This window comes from Agrobacterium sp. FDAARGOS_525 (assembly GCF_003938925.1).
Lineage (GTDB): Bacteria > Pseudomonadota > Alphaproteobacteria > Rhizobiales > Rhizobiaceae > Agrobacterium > Agrobacterium pusense.
The window spans coordinates 301,335-327,269 of the sequence record NZ_RKIU01000004.1 but is presented as its reverse complement, the minus strand read 5'-3'; the positions used below and the strand labels follow the sequence as shown (position 1 = coordinate 327,269).

Here is a 25,935-nt window from a genome sequence, read left to right as displayed (position 1 = left end):
CGGTAGCAGCCTGAGGAGCGAAGGCTATCGTTTCGGCCCTGAGAGCGTGAAAGCACCAGCCGATTCCAGCCTTATACGCGTCTCGCCAGCAAGTGTGCTTGGTATCGCACCGCAAAGGCTACCCGTCGTCACGACATTGCCAGCCTTCAGCATGTCGCCGGTGTTGAATGCCGAATTGGCGAAGGCGACAAGCGGCGCAAGCGGATCGCCATTCGGATGCTTTCCCTTGGCGTCGAACATCGACACCGGTCCCTCGCTAACGGTTAGGTGCGGCAGGTTCTCGCCGTTCCCGGTAAAGACCTCCACGATGCCTTCGTCCAGTTCCGGGCCGATGACGAAGCCGTGGTTGGCGAGGCGATCCGCGAGAAAAAGCGGAAACGGCACCTGATTTTTCTCCACCAGCCTGTAGCGAAGGAGTTCGGCGCCAAGGTGAACCTTGTCGATAAATCCTGCTAGGTCGGTCCTTGTCATCCGCCCAGCGGTTGAAGCAGGGATGTCGGCGGAAAGCGTGAAGCAAATCTCGACTTCGACACCTTCGGTGCCATCTTCAGGAAAAGAAGCGAGATTGGCGTAGTCGACACTAACACAATCGAAAATCGGTGCCCCAACAGACCCGCCATCCGGCCGGATCGCCAGTTTCCAGCCGGCGACCGGCGTTGCCCAGTTTGCAGCAAAAGCCCGCTGAACCGCCATGGCCTCTGAAAGGGTGCCGGGAACGAGACCCTCGGCCTCAAGCTCTGCCAGAGGAATTCTCGCGCCCTCTCGACTTGCCTCTGCAAAATTCTCTGCCAGTTTTCCGATTGCCGTCATTCCGCTCATGTCTCCTGATGATCTCATGCGCGAGATGCTGTCACGAGTAGACGCAGTGCCAAGGCCATCAATGCCCAGTTGGTCTCCGATTTCGCGGAGGGCTATTCTTGAGCATCGCTGCGGATTAGTGACGACATTTTTCAACGACATGAGGCAGCCGGCCAATCATCATTCTTGCAGGCCTAAGGGCGGGCAGAACAACGGTGGATCGTGCCGTTTTGACGAGAGAAGCACGCAAACCACAAATCGCGTCGTGGCGAATGCGTTCCAATCATCTTTTCTTTAAGAGAAGTAAAGTCGAGCGGCATTGCCGCTCGATCTCCTTCTTTGATTACGCGACGTCCGCTTCAAACTGGATGCTGTGGAGGCGCTTGTAGAGACCGTCATTGGCCAACAATTCACGCCGGCTGCCCTGTTCGACCACTTCACCGTTGTCCATGACGACGATCTTGTCGGCGCGATTGATGGTGGAAAGACGGTGAGCGATGACGATAGAGGTTTTGTTAAACGTCAAGCGCTCCAAGGCGTCGCGGACAAGAGCTTCCGACTCAGAATCCAGCGCGCTCGTCGCTTCATCGAGAATCAGAATATCCGCGTCTCGCAGCATTGCACGAGCAATAGCCACACGCTGTCTCTGGCCACCGGACAGGCCGGAGCCGTTCTCTCCGAGCTTGGTGTCATAGCCGTCCTGCATCTTCATGATGAAATCATGCGCATTCGCCGCCTTGGCGGCAGCGATGATCTCTTCCTCCGTCGCATTGTCACGACCGACCGAGATGTTGTGCCTGATGGTACCAGAGAACAGGAAGGTTTCCTGGCCCACGTAAGAAACATGTTCGCGCAGGCTGGCAAAGGAAACATCACGCAGATCGGTGCCATTGATTTCAACGGAGCCGTTCTGCGGGTCGTAAAGGCGCATCATGAGGTTTATTATGGTAGATTTGCCGCTGCCGGAAGGGCCCACCAGCGCAGTCATTTTGCCTCCTTCGAAAAGGACGCTTACATCCCTGAGAACCGGTTGGCCGGGAACGTACTCGAAGCTGACGTTCTTGAGTTCGACATCGCCACTTGCCTTAGGAAGCGCGACTGCTTCTTTTTTCTCGGTCAACGTCAGAGGGGCATCAAGGACCTCGAACATCATACGGACGCCGATCATGCCACTTTCGATCTGGACTCGCATTCGTGCCAATCGCTTGGCAGGTTCATAGGCTAAGAGAAGTGCTGTAATAAATGCCATCAGATCACCGGGGGAGCCCCCTTTTTCCAACACAGTGTAACCGGAAACGGCAATGACTACAGCTATCGCCAGGCCCGACAAAGTCTCCATAATCGGACTAGTCGCGGCTTCGAGTTTCGCGATTCCGTTCGCACGCTGCTCAACGTCGCTAACCGCTCTATTCATGCGTTGACGCATCAATTTCTCGAGCGAGAACGCCTTGATGACGCGTACACCGATGCTGGTCTCCTGGACGACGTTGACGATTTCGCCGAGAGACGCGAGTTCGGCTTCCATGATTTTTCGGACGCGACGGAGCACAAGCCGGACGCTGAAAATTGCTAAGGGACCAATAATCATGGAAATTGCGCTCAGAAGAAAGTTCTGGGCAAACATCACGATAATCAGGCCAAGCAGAGAAAACAGGTCCCTTATGAAAGATGTAACAATAGTATCTATAACGTTCCGCGCAGCCTGGGCGTTATAAGTCACTCGTATAAGAAGCTCTGAAGAGGGCAAATTCTGAAAAAAAGAGACGCCTTGCTTTAAAAGCCGATCGTAAATTTTGCGCTGCTGCTCCGCCACTATACTGTTGCCCGCCTTGCTCAGATAATAGCTCTGAACAAAAGTAGCGAGGCCCTTTACAATAAATATTGCCGCCACGGCAAACGCTATTTGTAGAACTACATCGAAGCCCTTTTTCATGTAAACACTGTTAACAATGTCGCGCATGATCCAAGCGCTTAAAGAAGTCATCGCGGCAACAACCACCATCGCAGCTATGGCAGATGAGTACCAACCGACATGCTTTTTAAAGTTTTCTCTAAAAAGTCGCGTCAGCAACTTCTTGTCGTTTGCCGACAAAAACGATCCGATCACAGAAACATCCTTATTTAACGTCGACGCTCACATATTCCCAATAACCAACGGCAGCAATGTGAACCAAAGGGACACAATTTCTCAGTATCCATTCCTTGCCGCGATAACTCAATGATCTCTACCACAAGCGTTGGTAAAATGGGCGGGAGCTTGCCCGTCGCTTTCCGACTGAATGAGAAGATGCCAATAAGCCCAGGCATCCAAAGTGTCAATAATAGGCTTCGTCTGGGCCAATCGAGCGATTGATTTCAATGAGAAATCAATCGTTATTGATCAATTAAGTTCCAGAAGTGCCGCTGGGGTGGGACAAAACCTGGTTAAATCCCCTTGGAGGGCAGACCGAGAATTTCGCTTGTTAAAGCTGCCTCGATGTATCAGTGCTAAAAGTTAGGGTAGCAGCGTCAATTGACAACCGCGTGGCCTGAAATCTATACAGGCGCACTATCTGCGGTCGCTTGAGGCGTTTAGATTGACGATCAGTACCGTGAGCTGAGTCGCTGACTGTGGAGATTTTGCAGTTTTTATCCCCGATGTGATCGTCGGGCTACTTCAAGGCAGGCCGGTCAACGATGAGCGACGTTTTTTTTGATTTATCGGAGCTTTACCTCAACTCTGGAGTCAAATTCAAGTATTACGGTATCGCGAGGACCGTGATGGAAGTCGCTTACGAATTGACAAAAATTGACAGTTCAATTCGTTACGTGATTTATTCACCTTTCCACGAACGCTTTTTTGAAGTCTTCCCCCGAACGGGCGATTTGTCACCCACAGGTGTGCTTGACCCAAATATTCCATCCTCTGCTACCCCGCTACGTTTGCGTCAAAATCTCTACGATAAGAATTTAATTAAGAGTGCGTTTTATACGGTGGCGCGTAGTATAGTGCAGTATCGTAATAAAAAGAGATGGGCGACGGTGCCGCTTGGGGCGGCAGTTGACGTTGATCTGAACGGACAGCTATTGGTTGCGCTTGGTCGACCCAAAATCATGTCTGATTACTTAATGGCTCTTGAAAAAAGCGGAACGCGTCCTGTCTTCGTCCCGCTTCTTCACGATATGATCCCTTTGCATGATTTTACGCACCGCAACCAGTTTTCTTTTCCGAGAAATTTCATTCACGACAACAAAGTCACCATAAGCGCTTCCTCATTGGTGCTAACGAACTCGGTGTTTACCGCTAACGAGGTGAAGCATTTCTCTGAGGTAGGAACCTTGCCTGCCGTTTCAGAAGTTGTTCCAATTCCTCTATGCAACGAGCTGCGCGCTACTAACGAAGCTATAGTAAAGCGAGGACCGCCGACCCCGTTTCTCCTTTGCGTTGGAATCTATAATGGGAGAAAAAATCTAGAATGCGTTGTCGAGGCAATGCTTGCGTTACACGAGAAGGGCGTCTATGTCCCCGATTTGGTTTTAGCTGGCGCTCGGCGCAAGCGAGTTGAGAAGTTTCTGAAGAAAGAGCGGTTTAAGCCGCTCCGCGGAAAATTCCACTTCGTTTACAACCCTAATCAATCTGAATTGCGAGAACTCTACGAGCGTGCGTATGCTCTCGTTCTTCCAAGTCGGATGGAGGGTTGGGGATTGCCTGTCAGTGAAGCTCTTTGGTGCGGAACGCCTGCTCTGGCCGCAGACGTCCCAGCATTAAGAGAGGCTGGCGGCGAATTAGCGCGGTATTTCGATCCTGAAAAGCCAGAAGAGCTTGCAGCCCAAATTCAGATTCTGCAGGCTGATCCTCAGCAATACGATGATTTGAAACGATCAATTCAGCGTTCGCGTCCTGCGATGCGAACATGGAAGGACGTTGCAAGCGATATTCTAAGCGCGATATCGACGGTCCGCGAGGTCGGAAGAACTTGATGTTAGGTGTTTAATAGCGCTGTTGAGGAAGCCGATGAGTGATCAAATATAGGCTGCCAAGCCGAGGTCCTGCTAGCTAACGCCCGAGTGAACAAATTTCGATTGACTTCTTAGCGTTGGCTTTTGCTTTCCTAGTGAGTCATATCATGTCAGCGAGAGACGAGTGACAATTGATGATGGACTATTTGCGATTTTCTGAGGTGAATGTTCTATGCATCGGTGACGTGATGCTGGATTGCTTTGTCTCGGGTGATGTCGGTCGGATTTCCCCGGAAGGTCCTGTTCCTGTGATGCGCGCGCGTTCTGAGGAATATTTTGCTGGCGGCGCCGCGAACGTCGCGCGCAACATCTCCTCGCTTGGGGCAAACTGCACACTGATAGGAGTTGTGGGAAACGACAGCAACGGAGCGAAACTCCATGGTTTGTTGGATAAGGTCGAAGGTATTTCTGCCGAGTTTGTGCTGCTGGAGAAACGACCAACGACAATAAAAACCCGTTTCTTGGGGCACGGTCAGCAAATGCTACGCGTTGACTTCGAGGACGCGTCAACCATTTCAACGGTTGAAGAAGACAAAGTAATAGCGAGTGCGGCTTCGATGATACCGGCGCATGACGTCGTCATTCTTTCCGACTATGCAAAAGGCTTACTTACCGAACGAGTTGTGAAAGCTGTAATTGCTGCCTGTCGTTCTCAGGGAAAACCGGTTATCGTTGACCCGAAGACGTCCGACTTGTCCCGCTATGCTGGCTCTGCGGTCGTGACCCCTAATCAAAAGGAAACACAAGCAGTTACCGGGATTTGGCCTGAGACCGACCAAGAAGCGGAATTGGCGGGCGAACTGATTTTATCGCGTTTCGATATCGAGGCGGTTCTCATCACACGCGCCGAAAAGGGCATGACTCTCGTTGAACAAGGCCATCCACCGTTCCATATCCGTACTGAGGCAAAAGAAGTTTTTGATGTGGTCGGTGCTGGAGATACAGTAATAGCAACGCTTGCTGTGGGCGTCGGCTCACACGCTTCTCGCGTCGATGCTGCGCGCATCGCAAATGCTGCTGCTGGTATTGTCGTTGGCAAAAAAGGCACAGCTACCGTTTCCGCGGCGGAGCTCAGAAGTGCGCTGTCACACGATACGTCGTCCGGGGAAGTGAGCCCCTCCGACAAATTGTTTGAAAGAGAATACCTCCAGTCGTTGACGGAGGAGTGGCGCGCCGATGATCTTAAGATTGGTTTCACGAACGGATGTTTCGATCTATTGCACGTAGGACACATCAGGTTACTACAGTTCGCACGAGAGAATTGCGATCGCCTTATTGTCGGTGTAAACGCTGACAGTTCCGTGAAGCGGTTGAAGGGCCCTTCGCGACCGATCAATACTGAGAAAGACCGAGCAGAGCTTTTAGGTGCGCTTGCTTTTGTCGATGCAGTCGTGATTTTCGACGAAGACACACCGCTCGAAGTCATTCAGGAAGTGCGTCCCGACGTGCTGATCAAAGGTGCCGATTACTCGATTGATAAGATCGTAGGCGCGGATATCGTAATGGCCGATGGTGGTCGCGTTATCACTTTCGAAATAGTCGCTGGAAAAAGCACAACAGCGACGATCGCACGTAGTAAGGAAAATACGGACTAATGTATATTGTGACAGGCGCTGCCGGATTTATTGGGTCCAATATCGTCGCTGATTTGGAAGAAGCAGGACTTGGACCTATAGTCGTCGTCGACTGGTTCGGTACTGGTGACAAGTGGCGCAATCTTGCCAAAAGGAACATCGCTGGTTACGTTTCTCCGGACGGTTTGGATGGTTACCTCGGTCGTTTAAAAGCTGAGGTAAAAGCTGTCATTCACATGGGCGCTATTTCCGCGACCACGGAAGTCAATGTAGATCGGCTGATCGAGCTTAACATAAACTATTCGGTGATGTTGTGGGACTGGTGCGCAGAGCATGGCGTCCCGTTTATATATGCTTCGTCCGCCGCGACTTATGGCGGCATCGAAAGTGGATTCATTGATGACGAGTCTTCTTCAGCTCGCGCGGCGCTATCGCCTCTAAACGCTTACGGCTGGAGTAAAAAGACCACCGACGATATTTTCGTCGAGCGCGTTGCCAGAGGTGAGAAAGCGCCGCCGCAATGGGTAGGGTTGAAGTTCTTTAATGTCTACGGCCCAAACGAATACCATAAAGACGACATGCGCAGTGTGGCTTGCAAGCTTTTTGACGCCGTCCAGACGACGACCGAGGTTTCTCTATTCAAGTCCTACAGGAGCGACATCGGCGATGGGGAGCAGCGGCGCGATTTTGTCTATGTCAAAGACTGCACAGCACTGATCCTTTGGCTCCTAAATAATCCGCAGCACAGTGGTATCTTTAATTGTGGTTCTGGCAAAGCTCGTTCTTTTGCCGATATCGTGCACGTGATGGCATGGTTGATGGGCAAGAAACTGAGGATTAAATTTATCGACATGCCCCAGTCTATACGCGATAAGTATCAATATTTTACTGAGGCAGACATGTCGAAGGTTGCTTCGGCGGGATATAACGGTCCACAGTCCACTCTCGAAGAGGGGCTGAATGACTACATTAACTCTTACTTGCGCCATGACGACAAGTACCGGTGATGGTGACTCAAGGTCGGGAAGCCAATAAAGAATGGTCCGGTCGAATCGTATTTGCAGTTTGACCGCAGTTAGCTGCAAAAAGGGTCCGATTACTTATCGATCGTTGCCCTCACTATTTCAGGAAGAACCGTAATGAGGCAGCCGGGTTTTGAGTCCGCGCAGAACGAATATCTCAATCTTAAACGTTGGTTGTTCGACTCGGCATTCCCCCTCTGGTCCTCTGTCGGCCGAGACGACGTAAATGGAGGTTTTTTTGAGAAAATCTCAAAAGACGGACTGCCGATTGAGGAGGCACGCAGAACCAGAGTTGTTTGCCGCCAGATTTATAGCTTCTCAGTGGCGAAAAAGATGGGCTGGGCTGGGGATGCAGAGGCGGTGGTTCGTCACGGCTGGGAGTTCCTCAAACAAAATTGCTTCAATCCAGATGGATCTCTCGTAACCAAAGTCGACATCAAGTCTGGTGCCGTTAACGCATCGTTTGATTTATATGATCACGCGTTTGCCCTGTTTGGGTTAAGTTCAGCAGCGACTGTCCTCGAGAACAGTGATGAGATTTCAAGTGCCGCCTTGCAATGCCTGGAAGCTATGATTGCCGGCTGGAAACATCCAGAAGCTGGATTTCAGGAGGCGGCCCCACCGACAGAACCTCTGAGATCTAATCCACATATGCACCTATTTGAAGCCTTTCTGGCGTGGGTAGAAAACCAAGTAGCGAAGAATAATAACTTATGGTTCTCAATGCTTAACGAAACAGGCCAGCTTTGTCTCGATAAGTTTATTTGCGGAGCAAACGGTGCGGTACGCGAATATTTCGATCGCGACTGGTCGGTCATGGTGGATATGCAAGCGGCACCGGTCGAACCGGGACATCAGTTCGAGTGGGCTTGGCTTCTTACCAAGTGGGGCAGAATGGTCGGCCGTAAGGATGCATTGTTGGCCGCGCGTCGCCTGGTCGAGGTCGGCGAGCAAGGTGTCAGCGAAACCTTCAAGTTGGCTCAAAACGGGCTGGGATTTGAACTTGAAACAGTCGAGGAAGGATACCGACTTTGGCCTCAGACCGAGCGGATAAAAGCTTGGCTCGCTATGGCGGAAACAGCCATTACACCAGAACAGCGAGACCGTGCGTTCGCCAAAGTGGCTGAGGCAGCTCGCGGTCTCCAAAGTTTTTTCCTAGCGAAACCCAAAGGGATCTGGATCGATCGGTTCGATAGATACGGGCATCCGATCGATGACCATTCTCCCGCATCGTCTTTGTACCACATAGTTTGTGCTATTGAAGAAATGGACAGGTTGCTGCATCCCAGTACAGAGCAAACGCCGGCTCTCTTCTTGGATCGCGATGGCGTAGTGATTGAGGATACAGGCTATCCAAATAAAATTGAAAACATCCGGTTAATCCCGGGTGCGGCTGAGACGATACGCATTTTCAGGGAAAAGGGTTATAAGGTTTTTGTCGTCACCAATCAATCTGGGATCGGGAGGGGATATTATGACGATCTCGACTATATTCTGTTGAAAGAACATCTGTCTAAACTTTTACGGAAGGACGGAGCGATCATTGATGATGAGCGCGCTTGTCCTTACCACATAAATGCGACTGTTGAAGAGTACCGTGGAGACCATTACTGGCGTAAACCCTCACCGGGCATGATTGATGATCTCGTGCGTCGATGGAGTGTGGATCGAACGCGAAGTTTACTGATAGGGGATAAAGATACTGACCTGCAAGCGGCATTGGCCGCTGGAATTCGTGGGGAATTGTTCACTGGAAGAAATCTCCTTGATTTTATCTCGGATAAACTAATCGAGTTTGGAGAGCGCTAGATTATGAAAGAAAAGATTTTGCAAAACAGCAAAAGTGAAAAATCGACTTCTTACTCTAGTGATTACGAAAAATGGAAAAATAATCAGTCGCTGGCTGGTTATATTTACCTGCCGATCCTGAAAAACCTGGAAAAACGAGGTGATTCCGGATTAGTGTTAAGCTGGCATGGTGCGGAAAACGACGATTTCGCGCTTTTGGACAGTGAAAGATGGACTGCTTTCGAAGCCAACGTTGGTGACAATGGGCTGGAAATTGATAGTCAATGCGTCGACGTCGCATTTCGAAGGTTTCCACCTAACGAAGACTCTGATGCTATCCACACTGCCATAGAAGCAATCGCCGGCTCTCTACGCACAGGAGGCGCCGTCATAGTCGAGCAAAAACTATCAAACGGTTGCTCAGAAGAGGTGGATGAGGCATTTCGGCGCCACAGATACTCATTCCATTGCGCAGGCTTGCATGTCTTGGCGACATCAACGATCGTCCCCGCGAACAATTCCGACCTTGGTGCCCCGTCTGAGCGGATTGTTACAGTCATAGGTTGCTCAAAATCGGATTATGACGCTCATAAAACAGCCGATTTAGAGAGAGCTGTAAATGAAATCGTTATTCCTAACCGGTTCGCTTCTTTGACTGGACTTGAGGCGCGCTCGACGCAGCCAGTAAAACAAAACGCCGCTTTCGGTGCCGAAGAGATGATGCAAATGCATTATGCTCTACAAGCTCAAACCGAAAGTGCTGAAGCAATGATCGCATCATTGTCCGAGACCGCTTTATCGGCCAAAGATGCATCTCGCCGTCTCTTGAAAGTTGAACGCCGCGTTTTAGCTTTGCGAAAGCAAACGTCGCTATTCTTGCCCATAACGTTTCCCTGGTCCCTTTTCGCCGGTTTTGTTGTTTCTTTAGTCAGGAAAAGAAAGGAAAAAAGAAAAAAAAAAGGTTCGACGATAGCAGGGGTTAAAGAGTCGTCTTACCGGCAGATCTCTGCAGATAAAGACATCGTAGTCGAGAACAGAAAAGCGCTGGGCGAGGGCGAATTTCCCGACGCACCAAAGATCCTCATCTTAAAGCTCGATCACATCGGTGATTTTTTCCTCTGTCTGCCGGCAGTGGATCTGTTGAAAAAGGCTTGGCCCAATGCAGAAATAACCTTGGTCTGTTCCCCTACTAACGGCGATCTAGGTAGATCATGTGGATATTTTCATGAGGTGATTGAGTTCAAATTTTCAGCGGAGCTGTCTCAGGAAGTACAAAAGGCACAGCTTGAGAACTACGCTCGCATAAAAACGCTGGTTACGGGTTATTATGACTTGGCTATTGATTTGAGGCATGATCCTGACACTAGGCCGCTCCTAATGTTTGTCCGCGCGAGAATTAAGGCTGGATTCCAGGGCACCAGTCGTTTTTTTACACCGCTTACTATTTCGCTTCCCGAAATGGAGGTGCCGCGCGGAGCGTACAAAAATGCGCATAATGTCCACCGATTGATGCTTTTAAGCAGTCACGTAGTGAACTCGCTAAAGGGCTTTGACTCGGGGCAGATTATGTCCGGCCTAGTTCAAAGTGGGGATTCAAACGAATTTTCCGATTTCGAGCAATATGTCGTAATCGCACCCGGCGGAGGGACACTCGCAAAAAAATGGGCTCCCGCGAAATTCGCGCGACTTGCGCAAAAGCTAGTCCAGGACCATGGATACAAGATAGTTGTTGTTGGAGGAAACGCCGAAGCCGAGTATCGCGACGCGATATTCAGCGCTATCCCTGAACGATCTGGAAAGGACTTGATTGGAAAGTTGCCATTAAAAAGTTTGGCTTCAGTAATAGCTAAAGCCGCGTTTTTCATTGGTACCGACACGGGCGCGACGCACCTTTCGGCTTTGATTGGGGTCCCAACGATCGTGATCTTTAGTGGAGTGGCTGATCACCACATCTGGGAGCCGATGGGTCAGTACGTGTGCGTAGTAAGGCGGCCAATTGCTTGCGCTCCATGTCATATTGCGCGGATTGAGGAGTGCGTAGCCGAACATAAATGCATGGTTGATATCGAGGTAGACGATGTCTATCGGACTTTTAAGGAGTTGGAGTCCTCGCGTTTGGGGAAAACTGGATTTTTAAAACACTGACGCGGCGGAGCAACTGCGGCTGACGGATAAGATGTTCTTCCAGCTTCCAGCGGCTTCAGGTAAAGCAAAGCGAGAATGGTCCGGTAGGGTTCAGGTCAGGGTACCGTAGAGGCTCGGCGAGCTTGGATTGCCTGAAACTCGCGGCGAGGTCATCTGCCAGAGAGTGAAGAAGTTACAGACTAAGCCGCAGAGCGTTGTTGTCAAACAGCGACACACGCAGTAGCGCTAAAGCCGCGGGCTGTATCTTCTATCTCGTAAGCGGTGTGCCGCTCACACGTTGACGTATGTAGTCGGATCAGAGGCCATCACGTGAAGCGACATGACAATCGCGCGCCAAGAGCGACCATTGCGCTGGCCTATGACCCAAGCTACGAGGAGAGCGGCCGTCTCCCTGGAGAAGCCTCCGGTGAAGGCCACAGGTTAGGCAGCTTGAGCGTTGACGGTCGGCGGCGTCCAATTCCACGGTAGCGACTGCTCCAGCCTGATAATCGGCGTGTCAGCGATGCGGGCAAGAACGTCGCCAGCCACGCCTGCGGATCGATGTCGTTGAGCTTTGCCGTCATGATCAACGTGGCCATGAAGGCTGCACGATCCGCGCCGCGGTCTGATCCGGGGAAGAGCTAGGACTTCCTACCGAGTGCGAAGCCTCGCAGGGCTCGCTCCGCGGCGTTGTTCGTGAGGCAAATCCGGCCATCCTCCAGGAATGACGTGAAGCCATCCCAACGCTTGAGCATGTAATCGATCGCCTCTGCGATCGGAGAACTGCGGGACAGTTTTGCACGCTCGGTTTGAAGCCAGGCCTGCAGACTGTCGACGGTAAGCGGCAAGCTGACCCCATCTGGCGTAGTTAGAGCGTTCGCCTGTAATTCAGATATACGATTCACAAACTGTGAGCTTCTATGTCTGCGCCTAGCTCTGGAACCAGAAACTTCCATATGATCGAAGCCGTCACGGAACGGCTTGAATGTGATTAGGCATGGAATAAGGACCCCGCACATGGGGTGATCGGCGTCCAAACGGGACCCCCATTTGCAATGGGGTTACAACAGCCTCCGGTTTCATCGGAGGCTTTTTGTTCGGATGCTTATTGTGGAAACAATTCTGAAGATACGGCGGCTAGCCCATGTTCAGGGCAAGTCGATCAAGGCGATCTGCCGGGAGTTGGGCATATCGCGGAAAGTGGTGCGGAAGGTTTTGCGCACCGATGAGACGGAGTTCAAATACGAACGGACCCGTCAACCTCAGCCGAAGCTCGGCCCCTGGCGCGGTCAGCTCGATGGAATGCTCCTCGCCAATGAGGCCAAATCTTCTCGCGAACGGCTGACACTGATCCGGATATTCGAGGACTTGCGCGACCTCGGCTACGAGGGCGGTTACGACACAGTCCGGCGTTACGCCCGAACATGGGCGAAGGAGCGCGGGTCCGTGACGGCGCAAGCCTATGTGCCGCTCTATTACGCGCCGGGCGAGGCCTACCAGTTCGACTGGAGCCACGAGATTGTCGTGCTGAACGGCGTGACGACGACGGTGAAGGTTGCGCATATCCGGCTCTGCCACAGCCGGATGATGTATGTGAGAGCCTATCCGCGCGAGACGCAAGAGATGGTCTTCGACGCCCATGACAGGGCGTTCGCTTTCTTCGGCGGGGCCTGCACGCGCGGCATCTATGATAATATGAAGACCGCGGTGGAGACGGTCTTCGTCGGCAAGGAACGGCAATACAATCGCCGCTTCCTACAGATGTGCAGCCATTACCTGATCGAACCGGTGGCCTGCACGCCGGCGTCGGGGTGGGAGAAAGGCCAGGTCGAGAACCAGGTCAATCTGGTGCGCGAACGCTTCTTCACGCCGCGACTGCGCTTCAAATCCTACGATGAACTGAATGGCTGGTTGCTGGACAAGTGCATCAGTTACGCCCGCGCTCATAAGCACGTCGATCAGACGGAGCGCACGATCTGGGAGGTGTTCGATGCGGAGCGGCCGCACCTGGTCGGCTATCCCGGCAAATTCGACGGCTTCCACGCTGTGCAGGCCTCGATCGGCAAGACCTGCCTCGTGCGTTTCGACAACAACAAATACTCGGTACTGTCTACGGCAGTCGGCCGCCCTGCCGAGATACATGCCTATGCAGATCGCATCGTCATCCGGCAGGATGGCGTGGAAATCGGCCAACACGATCGCTGCTTCGGCCGTGGCGAGACGATCTATAATCCCTGGCATTACGTGCCGGTCCTGACCCGCAAACCGGGAGCACTGCGCAACGGTGCGCCGTTCCACGACTGGGTTTTGCCCGCCGCCATGGAGAAGGTGCGCCGCCGGCTGAAGGCAATGCATGACGGCGACCGGCAGATGGTGTCGATCCTCGAATGCGTGGGCCTGGACGGGCTCCCCGCCGTCGAAGCGGCCTGCCAGGAGGCGATCGATCAGGGCGTGTTCTCGGCCGCCGTCATCATCAACATTCTGGCCCGCAAGCGTGATCCGCAGCCGGCCGCCATCCTTTCCATCCCCGATGCGCTTCGCCTGACCCATGAGCCTCTGGCCGACTGCGCCCGTTACGACAGCCTGAGGAGGGCAAGCTGATATGGAACGATCCCAAATCCTCGACATGATGGGCACGCTGAAGCTGTTCGGCATGCGTAGCGCCTATGACGAGATCATGGCCTCCGGCATCAAGCGACAGCACGAACCGCCGCGCATCGTCGGTGACCTGCTTCAGTCGGAGATCGCCGAGAAGCAAGCGCGCTCCATCAAATACCAGATCACCGTCGCCAAGCTGCCGCTGGCCAAGGACATCGACGACTTCGACTTCACCGACACGCCGGTCAACGAAGGCCTGGTGCGCCAACTCGCAACCGGGGCCTTCCTCGCCGAGCAGCACAATATCGTTCTGGTCGGCGGAACCGGCACGGGAAAGTCTCACCTGTCCATCGCCCTTGCTCGTGCTCTGATCCGCAATGGCGCACGCGGCCGCTTCTTCAACGTCGTCGACCTCGTCAATCGGCTCGAGACGGAGGCACGTAGCGGCAAACAGGGACGGCTGGCCGACTTCATCACCAGGCTCGACTTCGTCATCATGGACGAACTGGGCTATCTCCCATTTGCCCAGGCGGGCGGCCAGCTCCTCTTCCACCTCATCAGCAGGCTCTACGAGCGGACGTCCATCATCGTCACGACGAACCTGGCCTTCGGCGAGTGGCCGGCCGTATTCGGCGACGCCAAGATGACCGCCGCTCTGCTCGACAGGCTCACCCACCATTGCGAGATCGTGGAAACCGGGAACGAATCCTGGCGCTTTAAAAACCGCTCTCAAAGCTAAAGCCGAAAAGACAAACAACCCGCGCCCGCAGGCCCTTGCGCTAAATGGAGAGCCCCGGGCCTACGCGCGCTGACCCGATGCAACTAGAGGCAGGGGTCCCTTTTGGGAGCCGATAAGGGGTCCCGTTACGACGCCGATTGACACTAAGAACATCAATCGTGCTGTCCATTCCCGCGTAGGCGACGTCGACTTTTGCAGCACCAAGGCCCAGCGCATCGTACACAGCGGAAAGAGCACCATGGTCGGAGCGCATAGTTGTGGAGATGGTCCAGTAGGCTGCGTTGTCAGACGATGAAGTAATGCGAAGTCCGGTGGAAACGGCTCTTTGAGCATTTTCCATCCCCGATGAGATGGAGCGGAGAGTTTGCAGCGCCGAAATGGCCGCGCTATTTGTCAAAATAGATGTCATGAGGAACCCGCAGAAAAATGAAAACTTGCTCCTCATGAGCAATCAGTGATTGCATCGATATAAATACTTTGTTGGTTAATCAATTATTAACTGCAGATTACCGAAACTAGCATTTCTCCGCAGATTCCACTGACGGCTGCGTTCACGAACATGTCTTGGAAATTCGCTGTGGAGCGATTATTGGCCGCCGGTTTGCGTCGCGTTTCCTCTTGCGTCTTCCATGGGATAAATATTACACATTCTCACCTCCGCATCTTGGAATCCTGGCTCGTCTGCAGGATCAGGGCCCCCTCAGGAGATTGACGTTCAGTCCAGCGAGAGAGATCATAGCGGAATGAAAGGCGCGTTCACCGAATAAAGCGAGAGCAAAAAACATGCGTGGAGCTGGCTCGAAACCGGCTCGCCTCCACGTTGAAAGGAACAACCAATCAGTTGTCTCGCGCTTTTAAGATCTCGGGCTTCTTTTCGCGGACATCCCGTAGCGATAGTTAAAAATTAAGCCTTTTCGCAGCAATAATGTCAGTCGGCATTGTGCCTGTGGATAATAACACGACGGCACATGCATACGCCGCATTTCTCGAAAGTCTATACAGTCCAGTTAATCCGTCACGTCACTATAAATGCTAAGGCCCGACGCGACGATCCCTACCGGCTTTGCGAGGATGTTAAGAAATTTCGTAAAGTCCACTGACGGGTGGCGTGATGCGTATATGACATCGCGATTCTTGATTGGAAAGGTCTGGCCGACAAGAAGGCTGCCCGCCTTGGTCATGTCAAAGCGGTATACAATCGGATACCTGCCGAATCTGTCGGGTGCCATTCCTTTTCTCTGCAAATTGTCGAAGCGGGTTTTTCCAAGCAAGGCGACGACAATATCAGGTTCTTCGTAGCGGAAGACAAAATAGCCGCGCATATCGCTTGTGTTGGCTTCGCCACCACCCACCATTGCTACGCCTTCGAGCAGGTTAAGGTCATTCGAGCCAAATTCCACCCGATTATTTGATTTTACAGCACCGAGAACTGTAAACGTCCGAGGCTCACGGGTCAGGAATATCTGGTCTCCCGGCTGAACGAAGATGTTCTCACGTGGATTTTCAATAATTGTTTTGAGAAGGACAGTCCCCGTCTTTCCGCTGCGCGTCAGCGTTACATAACTTTCGTAGGGCTGGGCTGTCGGACCACCTGCCTTGGCGATTGACTCCATAATTGTTTCGGGCACGAGGTTAAGAGGCACAACAGCGGCTGACTTGACGGCGCCGGAGACGGTAACATTTCGCGACGCGGTGGTAACCGTATTGATGATCACATCTGGCTCAACCGCTTTGCTGGTGAGCGCCGTCAGAATATTTTGTCGCACAGTCTCGAGCGTTCTCCCCGAGAAATCAACAAGGCCGATATAGGGAATGGGAGCCTTACCGTCTGGTTGTACAATGACGTCTATGGCTGTTTGCTTGCTCTCGGCAGTAGAAAAGAGGCCGTTTTCACCGGCTTCGAAAATGATGACCTTGAGATGGTCGCCCACACCAATGACAGGCCTTTTCGCGTTGCCGCCCATTCCGAATCGACGCTGGAGCAATCGATTATCGTAGCTTGCGATAAGACGCGATGAATTCGTATCTATGTCTACAATATCAAAAACGACATCCGGTGCGACTTTCGCCTGGCCTGTGGACTGCCGCGACTGCTCTGAAATGTCCGAGGATAAAGGCCCATTGCCCGGAAGGCTGTTACAGGATCCAAGCGCGACACAGACGGTCAAAGCAAAATAATTTCTCACGAATACACCAAAAGATTCAATACCTGAACATTTCTTGCCATTTTAGCAACGATCAGTTTACGAATGCCTACACCGGCGTTTTTGACGCTTATCGAATTTCATGCACCCTGTCACGATGCAACCGCAGAATGGAAACATTTTCTTTCGCGGTTGCAGACGTGATTATTATTGCTTTAGAGAGAAAGAAAGGTTCGGGGCGATGTCCGGTCGTGGGTGGACGCGTATCGGGAATAGGTGCATGCCTGGACGGAAGCGCTAACATCGTATTTTTATAAGTTGGATTTAATGGCAATCGAGATACTGGGATACGCATGCCGCGTTCCGTCCGCTGAAAATCCTCAGCAATTGTTTGAATTGCTGAAAAATGACCGCTGTGTCGTGAGCTCTATTCCCTCTTCGCGGTGGGACAAGGCTCGTTTCTGGCATCCAACTCCTGGCACGCCCGGCAAGGCATATTCCTTCGCCGCTGGTGTGCTTGACAATATATATGACTTCGATCCCGCCGTTTTCGGGCTTTCGGTGCGTGAGGCGTCCTTTATGGACCCGCAGCAACGGATATTGTTGCAGGTCACATGGCGGGCGCTGGAGGACGCGGGACTTGGGCAAGAGGAGCTGCAGCGTGAACGTGTCGGCGTTTATATTGGGTCTTCCGCTCTCGACCATGGCAACCTGCTTGTTGAGGACCCCGCGTCGGGAAGTCCTCATTTTATGACGGGGAACACCCTGTCCATTATTGCCAACCGCGTGTCTCATGTGCTGGGCCTCAGTGGTCCCAGCATGACAATTGACACGGCGTGTTCGTCGTCCCTCGTTGCTCTGGCTGAAGCCGAGCGCGCACTGCTTGGCGGGGAGATCGATACTGCGATCGTCGGGGGCGTCAATTTGCTTCTGCACCCCTTGTCTTTTGTCGGCTTCTCTCAAGCCCGGATGCTTTCGCCGGAGGGATTGTGTCGTGCCTACGGGCAAAACGGGAAAGGGTACGTGCGCGCCGAAGGAGCCGGCGTGATCGTCTTGCGGCATTCGCGACGTGTCGCTGAAGAAGGCGGGCGCAGTCGCGCCACGATTGTCGCAACCGGAATGAACTCTTCGGGGCGCACCAATGGTATCTCACTGCCGTCTTCCGAGGCGCAAGCGGCACTGCTTCGTTCCGTATATGAGGGACATGACATTCGTCCGGCCGATCTCGTTTTCATCGAAGGGCACGGCACTGGCACCAAGGTGGGTGATCCGGCTGAAGTTCGCGCGCTGGGGCAGGTCCTGGGGAGCGCGCGTTCGGCGCCACTTCCAATAGGCTCGATTAAGTCCAATATCGGCCATGCGGAGCCTGCGTCGGGGATTCTGGGTCTGATCAAGGCCGTCCTCGCGTTGGAAAACGACTATCTGCCCGCGTCACTTCATGCAGAAGTTCCCAACGAAGAGATCGATTTCGCGGCATTGAATATCGAGATCAATTTCCGCGGACGGCGGCTGACACGGGACGGTCGCCAGCGTTTGGCCGGCGTGAATTCCTTTGGCTTTGGCGGCACGAACGCTCACGTTGTCCTTGCTGATCCGCCTAACGTTTCGTCATGTCAGGTTACCGACGAAGCCGGCGTCTTCATGATAAGCGCCCACACACAAAATGCGCTCCAACAGCTGATCGTCGATTACGCCAAACGGTTTGCCGTGGCCTCACCGCAGGAGGCAGCCCAGCTCGTCGCGGCTACTCGCAACCGCAGCGTTATGAAGCATCGTTTTGTCGTTAGCAGCCAGAGTTCCGCAGGGATCGCAGAGTCCGTAATCAAGCATGTCGACGCCACGGCAGACAGCCCCGCGGAGTTCGGAGAGGCGCCCGGAAAGACGATAAAAACAGCTTTTGTCTTCGCTGGCAATGGCTCTCAATGGGCAGGCATGGGACGTGACGCCTACCGCGAGAATGCGGTTTTCCGTAACCGTTTTCATGATCATGCGGCACTTTTTGCAAGTCGTGGTGATCAAGATCTGGTTGGCATCCTGCATGAGCCGGATCTCACAAACAGTTTGAAAGACACACGTATCGCACAGCCGCTTCTTTTCGCAATTCAGGCGGCTTTGGTCGATAGCCTGTCGGAGCGAGGTGTGCGGCCTGATGTAGTCTTCGGTCATTCAGTCGGAGAGATTGCCGCAGCCTATGCTGCGGGCATTCTGTCGGCGGATGACGCGGCCACGGTAACGGCCGTACGCTCTCGCCGTCAGCACGCCCTGGCGGGGACAGGCACTATGGCGGCGGTTGCCCTTTCTGCGCAGTCGGCGGCGGCTTTTGCTGCATCGAACGGACTAGGCGGTATCTGCGTTGCGGCCGTAAACAGCCCCAATTCGGTGACCGTTTCGGGTACGGTTGGAGAAATCGTGGAGTTCAAACGGGCGGCGCAAAATGCCCGTATCCCGACGCGGATTCTGGATATCGACTATCCGTTCCACCACCCGGCGATCGACAGGGAACGCGATGCATTTCTCGCCGAGATTCCGGCCATTGCTCCGGCGAGAGGCCATACATGCTATATTTCGACGGTTTCGGGCGGGGTATTGGACGGGGCATCATTAGATGCACATTATTGGTGGCGTAACGTGCGTGAGCCCGTGGCATTCGAGGCGGCGGCTTCGACCGCTCTCGACGCGGGCTGCAACCTTTTTGTCGAAATATCGCCACGCCCGATCCTGTCGGCCTACATCCAGGAGACTGCCAAACAAGCTGCCGCTGCCGTCGCCGTCATTCCAACCCTGGCACGCCCTGGTCAGGCAGAGGGAATCGATCCGGTCGAACGGTCGGTGATGCGCGCAGTAGCACATGGCTTTGTCGCGCCGCAATTCGCATCCCCACGCACCTATGGCGTGAAACTGCCGCCCTTGCCCTTCGAAAACAGGGAATGCCGGGTTCAACCGACGTCGGACAGTGTCAATCTGTTCGGGCGACATTTTCAAGAGGAACCCTATACACTCTTGGGATGGCGCACTGATCCGCGTTCCTCCGTCTGGAAGAACCATTTGGATTCGTCGCTTTTGCCGGATTTGGCCGGCCATATTGTCGATGGCAAACCCATTATGCCGGGCGCAGCTTATATCGAGATCGCGGTGCAAGCGGCGCGGCAGTATTTTGGTGTTGATGATGTCGAAATCACCAATCTCGAAATCTCTCGCCCGTTGGATTTGCGTGCTTCCCGGCTTACGGAGCTTTCTACCCGCATTTCGCCTGAAACCGGGACGATAGAGATCGCGTCACGCGAATATTTGAGTGAAGACGGCTGGACGGTTCATGCGACCGCCCGCAGCCGCAAATCTGCCGGTATGGCACGCGCGTCGAGAATTGAGCTCTTGTCTTCTGACAAGACATTTAAAATTCAGACAAAGGATGCATATGAAACCGCTCGCCGCTTCGGCCTGGACTACGCGCCAAGCTTCCAGCTTCTGGCGCAGGCCGAGCTCTTCGGTGACAAATATCTCCTGGTGGATTTGCTCCCGCCGGAAAAGCCGGCACACCCTTGGCTTTCTTATGACTTGAACCCCATTTCTATCGACGCAGCCTTTCACGGATTGGTCGCTTTCTTTGGCCGCCTTACGGGTGACGCCAATGGCGCGCCATATATTCCCGTCCGCTTCGGGTCGGTGCGCTGTGCGGAAAAGGGCAGGGAGATCGCCCGCGCCGCTGTCGAAATCCAGAGAGTAGGTGCAAATACGCTGAGAGCATGCTTCGAGTTATTCGCAGAAGACGGAACGCTTGTCGCGACGCTGGATGACTGCCGTTTCCGTCGTACATGGTTGCGCCAACACAAGTCCCTCGAAGACGTTTCATTTCATTATCAGACCATTCCCGTCCAAGGCCGTGCGGCCGCCGCAACGATCATTGATAAAGCCGGTTTTGATCATAGAACTGAAGAACCAGGCGAAGCGACCCTGCTTATCGAGGCTGCGGTGCTTCGAGCAAGCTATGACATTGCTTCGAAAATTGCAGAGAGCGGGCGGGTTACCTTTACACAGTTGAGCGATGACCGATCTTTCAATTGTTTCGTTGCCAGCTGTATGTATTCTCTGGAAGATGCCGGGCTTGCTTTCTTTGAAGGTGACGGCTGGTCGGTGCCATCCGAATGTGATTTGCCCGACTTTGAAGCGCTGTTCAGGGCGGCCTGCCAGCGCTTCCCCGAACGGGTCGTCGAGATTGTGCTCGTTGGCAATGTCTATCAGGAAGCTCTGGAGCGCCTGGCAAACGGTTTCAGTGGTGTCAGCGCCGGAAACAGGCCGCGTTTCTTGAGCGAGGCGACGCTTGATCATGTGCGTCACGACATGCCGGTGGGTCGATTGCAGCGGCGCTTGCTCATCGACGGGCTCGTGCAGATGCTGAGAGATATCAAACCGGGCTCCGGTTGCACGATCCTGGAGGCGGGCGCGGTCTCGGTTGCATTCAGCACGATGCTGGCCGACATTGCGGTGCAAAAGGGGGGGCGGCTTGTTATCGTTGAACCATCCGACCCACTACGAAAAACATTGCAATTGGCGTTTGAAGGCAATCCTGCGGTCTCGGTTTGCGCAAGTGATACCGAGACGAGGGAGGCGCCTGCGGATATTGCCGTTACCGCTGGAGGCGCGCTTTTTGCAAACCTGCAGGGCAGCAGCCCGCTGAAGGACACATTGAGGAAGATTGGCAATGCCGGTGGTTTTCTGGCGGCGGTTGAACCGGCTCCATCGACCGTCGCCGATTTCATTTTTGGGCTTACCGACAACTGGTTTGCACAAAGTGCCTCGCCGGAATTCCCGTTGGGCCGTTATGCTTCGCCCTCGCAATGGAAGGACCTCTTGGAGGAACTTGGTTTTTCGGATGGCAAAGCAGAAATTGAAAGTACCAGTGAGGGGAGTCTGATTTCGATACAGGCTCGAGGACAAGCGGTCGAAACAGAAAGCGCGCCGAGCGCTCCCGTCTCTCGTCCGGTGTTACAGATCCTGGATACCGACGACGGAGAGCTTGCTGTAGAGGGAGCGACTATGCTCCGTGTCTCGTATCTTCCGGACGGGGGGGCAGCGCCTTTCACCGAAGCCTTTGCCGAGCTGGAACGGGAAGCGGCAGCTGCGATCTTCGTATTGCCCCCAACCAGGGCGCAATCCGGCTCAAAGGCGCTCCAGAACCACATTCTCGTGCTGAGTGGCCTGGCACAAGCCGCGCGCGAGAGACTTCGCAAGGAAGCAGGACTAAAGCCGGTACGTCTGGTCATAGTGGCGCCTGGAGGTGCACCTGCCGACGCGCCTGGCGCCGACCCGGTGGCAAGTGGCGTATGGACTTTCGCGCATGTCCTTCAAAACGAATATGAAGAGATCGAAATATTCCTCCTCGATGCAGATCCGGCAGATCCGGAGACGAAAAAAGCTGTCGCAAACCTGATTTCGTATCACGGGGGCGAGCGTGAATGGCTCCTCGACAGGGAGACAGGCTTGCTGTCCGTCATTCGAGTCGTGACCGGCCCCGCGCCGGTAATCGCACGCTCAACCACGAAGTTCGAAATGGCTGCCATCCGCCAGCAGATGAGTGGGCGGATCGATAGTCTCGTCTGGGAAAAACGAACCATGCCGAAACCCGAACCGGGTGACGTGGTCGTTCAGGTCGCCGCAACGGGTCTTAATTTTCGTGATGTCATGTGGTCCATGGGCCTGCTCCCGGAAGAAGCTCTGGAGGACGGCTTCGCGGGCGCGACCCTCGGGATGGAAATTGCCGGAGTGGTAGTGGCAGTTGGCAAAGGCGTTCAGGGCTTTGCACCGGGCGACCGCGTCATGGGTATCGGTCCGGCTGCTTTCTCTACGCATGTCAAGGTCAATTACGAAGGGCTGATTTCTGTACCCGAGGGCATAAGTCTTGAGTCCGCGGCGACGGTGCCTGTGGCATTCCTCACGGCTTGGTACGCCATGGTGGAGCTGGGGCGGATCAGGGCAGGTGAAACCATTCTCATCCATGGCGCAGCAGGCGGGGTCGGTCTTGCCGCATTGCAGGTTGCACGGCTAAAGGGAGCAAGGGTGATCGCAACGGCGGGAACGGTGGAGAAACGCCGTTTCCTGTCAATGCTGGGCGCCGAGCACGTCTTTGATTCAAGGTCACTGGATTTTGTCACCGATGTTCTGAATGTTACTGACGGACAAGGGGTCGATCTTGTCCTGAATTCTCTTTTTGCCGAGGCCATGGAGCGCAGTTTCGAGCTGGTGAAGCCATTCGGGCGTTTCCTCGAGCTTGGCAAGCGGGACTATTATTCCGACCGCAAACTCGCATTGCGGCCTTTCCGTCGCAACATCTCCTATTTCGGCATCGACGCGGATCAGTTGCTTGTCAAAGCGCCTGAACTCACGAGGCGCGTGTTTGGAGAACTTGCAGCGCTGTTTGCCCAAGGCAAACTGACGCCTCTTCCTTTCCGCGCCTTTCGCTACGATGAAACAGCCTCGGCTTTCCGTCTCATGCAGAATGCCGGACACATTGGCAAGATCGTGGTTCTGGCGCCAGCGCCCGGGCAGGACGGTGTTCGCCTGACCACAGAAGAAAAGCTGGCCCTTCCAGAAGGCGTTTATCTCGTGTTTGGAGGCATCGGCGGTTTCGGGCTTTCCGCTGCCAAGTGGCTTGTTGAACGAGGTGCTACCCATGTGGCGCTTGCTACACGAAAGGGTGTAGCAGACAGTGAGACACTTGCTGCCATCGCCGGATGGAAGCGTTTAGGCATTTCCTCCAGCATTCACGCGTGCGACGTAACGGATGAAAGTGCGGTCAGGGCATTGTTGGCGGACCTGCGGAGCATCGGGCCGCTAAAAGGTGTCCTGCATGCAGCGATGGTCCTCGACGATGCGCTCATCGCGAACCTGGACCGCGATCGTAATCGGCCAGTAATTGATGTCAAAGCGGAAGGCGCCTCGACGCTCGACAGACTAACGCGCGAAGATGATTTGACCCTTTTCCTGCTATTCTCATCAGCGACAACAATGATCGGCAATCCGGGTCAGGGTAATTACGTAGCAGCAAACGGTTATCTGGAAGGTTTGGCACGCGCGCGACGCGCAGCAGGACTTCCAGCGCTTTCCATCGGCTTTGGCGCAATCGCAGATACCGGATTTCTGGCTCGCAATTCCGATATAAACGATATTCTTTCCAAGCGGCTCGGAAGATCCAGTCTCAATGCGCGCGACGCACTGAGCTTTGTCGAACGTTGTATTGTTACGGATCCTGGTAGCGTTGGCGCGGCAGTGACGATTGTGGCAGACCTTGACTGGACGATCGTCTCAGGCCTTCCGATCGCAAACCAGCCGCTCTTTTCGGCGGTTCCGCGCAATACGGTGATTTCTCAGGGAGATGATGGAGAGCAGTGGGATCTTCCAATGATGATTTCGGGCAAGCCGGCGGAAGAGGCGTATTCTATTCTTCATCGCCTTCTCGCGGGCGAGATCGCCGGTCTTCTCAAGGTTGCAGAGGATAGCATAACACCGGAAAAGGCTTTAAAGGATATTGGTCTCGACAGTTTGATGGCTATGGAACTTGGTACAGGTTTCCAACAAAAAACAGGTGTTGACATTCCTCTCGCTGGTATGGGTGAGAATGCAACGGTAGGCGATATTGTACGCAAGCTGTATGAGAAAGTGCTGGCTCGTAGAAACACTGAGGAAACCACGAGCGAAGCCGGTCTTGTGGAGCAACTGGCCAGCAAGCACATGAGCGTCGAAACCGAACAGGAATCAGAGCACTTTGGTTGACGAAAAAGATAAAGAAGATCGCTCTGACGACTATCTCGGTGCGTGGCGGACTCGACGTGATCAGGCGGGACGTAACCGGATGGACCGTATGAGCCGCAAGATGTCAGAGGCGGGCGTAACGCCAACGCGTTTTGAGAACCTTCCGGAGTATCGCAGGCTGATGACCCACAAGGCCATCAGCGCGATGGCAGGCGTGGAAAATCCTTTTTATCGCTCGCACGAGCAGGCGGCGGGCGCAACAACGGTGATTGACGGGCGGCAACTGATCAATTTTGCATCCTACGACTATGTTGGGGCGAATACGCATTCAAAGGTCAAAGAGGCGGCTAGGGCAGCTATCGACCGTTTCGGTATATCTTCATCAGCAAGTCGTCTGGTGGCGGGGGAACGGCCGCTGCATGCGGCTCTGGAAGAACGTCTGGCGCAGATATACGGTACTGAAGCCTCCGTCTGCTTTGTATCCGGGTATCTGACGAATCTGGCGCTCGTCTCCACCCTGATCGGTCCCAGGGACCTTGTGATACATGACGAGCTGATCCACAACAGCGTATTGGCCGGTATCAAGCTGTCCGGGGCAACCCGACGTTTCTTCCGTCACAACGATCCTTCTGACCTTGAGAAAGTGCTGAGCACCATTGCGGGTGATTGCGGACGCATTCTTGTGGTTGTGGAAGGTATCTACTCCATGGATGGCGACATCGCCTGTTTACCAGAGCTGGTGAAACTACGCTCGCGCTACGGATTCTGGTTGATGGTGGACGAAGCCCACTCGTTCGGTGTACTGGGTGCTACCGGTCGTGGGACATTCGAGCATTTCGGTATCGATCCGCTGTCAGTTGATATTTGGATGGGTACACTTTCGAAAACCGCTGCGAGTTGTGGTGGTTATATCGCGGGCAGCCGGGCTCTGATCGAGATATTGAAGGCTGAGGCCGGGGGATTCGTCTATTCGGTTGGGCTTGCGCCTGTACTGGCAGCGGCAGCTCTTTCCAGTATAACGGTCCTCCAGGAGAATGTTGAGCGGGTAGCATCGCTGCGTCGCAATGGTCATCTGTTTATTGAACTCGCCCGGCAAGCGGGCTTGAATGTCGGTACCAGTGTCGGTTACTCCGTCGTGCCGGTCATAATCGGGGACTCGCTGCGGGCCGTGCAACTTTCCAATGACCTCTTCGCGGCGGGCATCAACGTATTGCCCATCATTCATCCTGCGGTCCAGGAGGGGCAAGCGAGACTCCGCTTCTTCCTGACAGCTGAACACACGGAAGAACAGATCGCCAGAACGGTTCGTCTCACCGCGGAAATTCTCGGGGAGCTCGTACGCCGCAACGTTGGGCTCACCGCAATAGACATCCAGCAGGTTGCAGGTCTTATTTCGTAGTGGA

Annotated in this window: 12 protein-coding genes and 2 pseudogenes; 9 read left to right on the top strand and 5 right to left on the bottom strand. The window is 53.9% G+C overall.

Annotated elements, in window-relative coordinates:
- Positions 1-24: 24 nt before the first annotated feature.
- Positions 25-810 carry a 2-keto-4-pentenoate hydratase gene (locus EGT36_RS17950; protein WP_125270757.1) on the bottom strand — a complete coding sequence of 262 codons (786 nt, stop codon included), beginning with the start codon at positions 808-810 and terminating at the stop codon, positions 25-27.
- Positions 811-1,141: 331 nt separating this feature from the next.
- The gene (locus tag EGT36_RS17945; RefSeq protein WP_125270756.1) at positions 1,142-2,905 is read right to left on the bottom strand and encodes an ABC transporter ATP-binding protein; all 1,764 of its coding nucleotides are present in this window, start codon (positions 2,903-2,905) and stop codon (positions 1,142-1,144) included.
- A 569-nt stretch (positions 2,906-3,474) separates the two neighbouring features.
- On the opposite strand from EGT36_RS17945, the gene EGT36_RS17940 reads away from it, so the two are divergent.
- The 5 genes from EGT36_RS17940 to EGT36_RS17920 all read left to right on the top strand — a co-directional run bounded on the left by EGT36_RS17940 (position 3,475) and on the right by EGT36_RS17920 (position 11,326).
- Positions 3,475-4,758, top strand: coding sequence for a glycosyltransferase family 4 protein (locus EGT36_RS17940; RefSeq protein ID WP_125270755.1), 1,284 nt, complete (start codon positions 3,475-3,477; stop codon positions 4,756-4,758).
- Between the two features lie 173 nt (positions 4,759-4,931).
- Entirely contained in the window at positions 4,932-6,392 is a 1,461-nt protein-coding gene (rfaE1, locus tag EGT36_RS17935; RefSeq protein ID WP_125270754.1) for a D-glycero-beta-D-manno-heptose-7-phosphate kinase, read from the top strand.
- Positions 6,392-7,378, top strand: coding sequence for an ADP-glyceromanno-heptose 6-epimerase (rfaD, locus tag EGT36_RS17930; protein ID WP_125270753.1), 987 nt, complete (start codon positions 6,392-6,394; stop codon positions 7,376-7,378). The genes rfaE1 and rfaD overlap by 1 nt, the downstream gene beginning before the upstream one ends.
- 132 nt (positions 7,379-7,510) lie before the next feature.
- Positions 7,511-9,202, top strand: coding sequence for an HAD-IIIA family hydrolase (locus EGT36_RS17925; RefSeq protein ID WP_125270752.1), 1,692 nt, complete (start codon positions 7,511-7,513; stop codon positions 9,200-9,202).
- Between the two features lie 3 nt (positions 9,203-9,205).
- Entirely contained in the window at positions 9,206-11,326 is a 2,121-nt protein-coding gene (locus tag EGT36_RS17920) for a glycosyltransferase family 9 protein (RefSeq protein ID WP_125270751.1), read from the top strand.
- A 420-nt stretch (positions 11,327-11,746) separates the two neighbouring features.
- On the opposite strand, the pseudogene EGT36_RS17915 reads toward EGT36_RS17920, so the two are convergent.
- Positions 11,747-12,156: pseudogene (locus EGT36_RS17915) on the bottom strand (IS66 family transposase); the annotation flags it as partial.
- 250 nt (positions 12,157-12,406) lie between these two features.
- On the opposite strand from EGT36_RS17915, the gene istA reads away from it, so the two are divergent.
- Together istA and istB are read left to right on the top strand one after the other, a co-directional pair.
- Complete coding sequence (gene istA / locus EGT36_RS17910; protein ID WP_052821263.1) at positions 12,407-13,906, top strand: IS21 family transposase; 1,500 nt, start codon at positions 12,407-12,409, stop codon at positions 13,904-13,906.
- A 1-nt stretch (position 13,907) separates the two neighbouring features.
- Entirely contained in the window at positions 13,908-14,642 is a 735-nt protein-coding gene (gene istB, locus EGT36_RS17905; protein ID WP_003501246.1) for an IS21-like element helper ATPase IstB, read from the top strand.
- A gap of 145 nt (positions 14,643-14,787) precedes the next feature.
- On the opposite strand, the pseudogene EGT36_RS17900 reads toward istB, so the two are convergent.
- Positions 14,788-15,051 (bottom strand): annotated as a pseudogene (locus EGT36_RS17900) (flagellin N-terminal helical domain-containing protein); the annotation flags it as partial.
- A 598-nt stretch (positions 15,052-15,649) separates the two neighbouring features.
- Positions 15,650-16,828: a polysaccharide biosynthesis/export family protein gene (locus tag EGT36_RS17895; protein WP_125270749.1), complete on the bottom strand. Its 1,179-nt coding sequence runs from the start codon at positions 16,826-16,828 to the stop codon at positions 15,650-15,652.
- A gap of 285 nt (positions 16,829-17,113) precedes the next feature.
- Here EGT36_RS17895 and EGT36_RS17890 point away from each other — a divergent pair, with 285 nt between their 5' ends.
- Both EGT36_RS17890 and EGT36_RS17885 read left to right on the top strand, forming a co-directional pair.
- Complete coding sequence (locus EGT36_RS17890) at positions 17,114-24,553, top strand: type I polyketide synthase (RefSeq protein ID WP_125270748.1); 7,440 nt, start codon at positions 17,114-17,116, stop codon at positions 24,551-24,553.
- The gene (locus tag EGT36_RS17885; RefSeq protein ID WP_286084156.1) at positions 24,546-25,931 is read left to right on the top strand and encodes an aminotransferase class I/II-fold pyridoxal phosphate-dependent enzyme; all 1,386 of its coding nucleotides are present in this window, start codon (positions 24,546-24,548) and stop codon (positions 25,929-25,931) included. Before EGT36_RS17890 ends, EGT36_RS17885 begins: the two co-directional genes overlap by 8 nt.
- Positions 25,932-25,935 lie beyond the last annotated feature (4 nt).

Excerpts from the sequence above, each read along its gene's own strand:
- istA (WP_052821263.1), top strand. The coding sequence starts at position 12,407 with ATGCTTATTGTGGAAACAATTCTGAAGATACGGCGGCTAGCCCATGTT.
- EGT36_RS17940 (WP_125270755.1), top strand. The coding sequence starts at position 3,475 with ATGAGCGACGTTTTTTTTGATTTATCGGAGCTTTACCTCAACTCTGGA.
- rfaE1 (WP_125270754.1), top strand. The coding sequence starts at position 4,932 with ATGATGGACTATTTGCGATTTTCTGAGGTGAATGTTCTATGCATCGGT.
- EGT36_RS17920 (WP_125270751.1), top strand. The coding sequence starts at position 9,206 with ATGAAAGAAAAGATTTTGCAAAACAGCAAAAGTGAAAAATCGACTTCT.
- EGT36_RS17950 (WP_125270757.1), bottom strand. The coding sequence starts at position 810 with ATGACGGCAATCGGAAAACTGGCAGAGAATTTTGCAGAGGCAAGTCGA.
- rfaD (WP_125270753.1), top strand. The coding sequence starts at position 6,392 with ATGTATATTGTGACAGGCGCTGCCGGATTTATTGGGTCCAATATCGTC.
- EGT36_RS17890 (WP_125270748.1), top strand. The coding sequence starts at position 17,114 with ATGGCAATCGAGATACTGGGATACGCATGCCGCGTTCCGTCCGCTGAA.
- istB (WP_003501246.1), top strand. The coding sequence starts at position 13,908 with ATGGAACGATCCCAAATCCTCGACATGATGGGCACGCTGAAGCTGTTC.
- EGT36_RS17925 (WP_125270752.1), top strand. The coding sequence starts at position 7,511 with ATGAGGCAGCCGGGTTTTGAGTCCGCGCAGAACGAATATCTCAATCTT.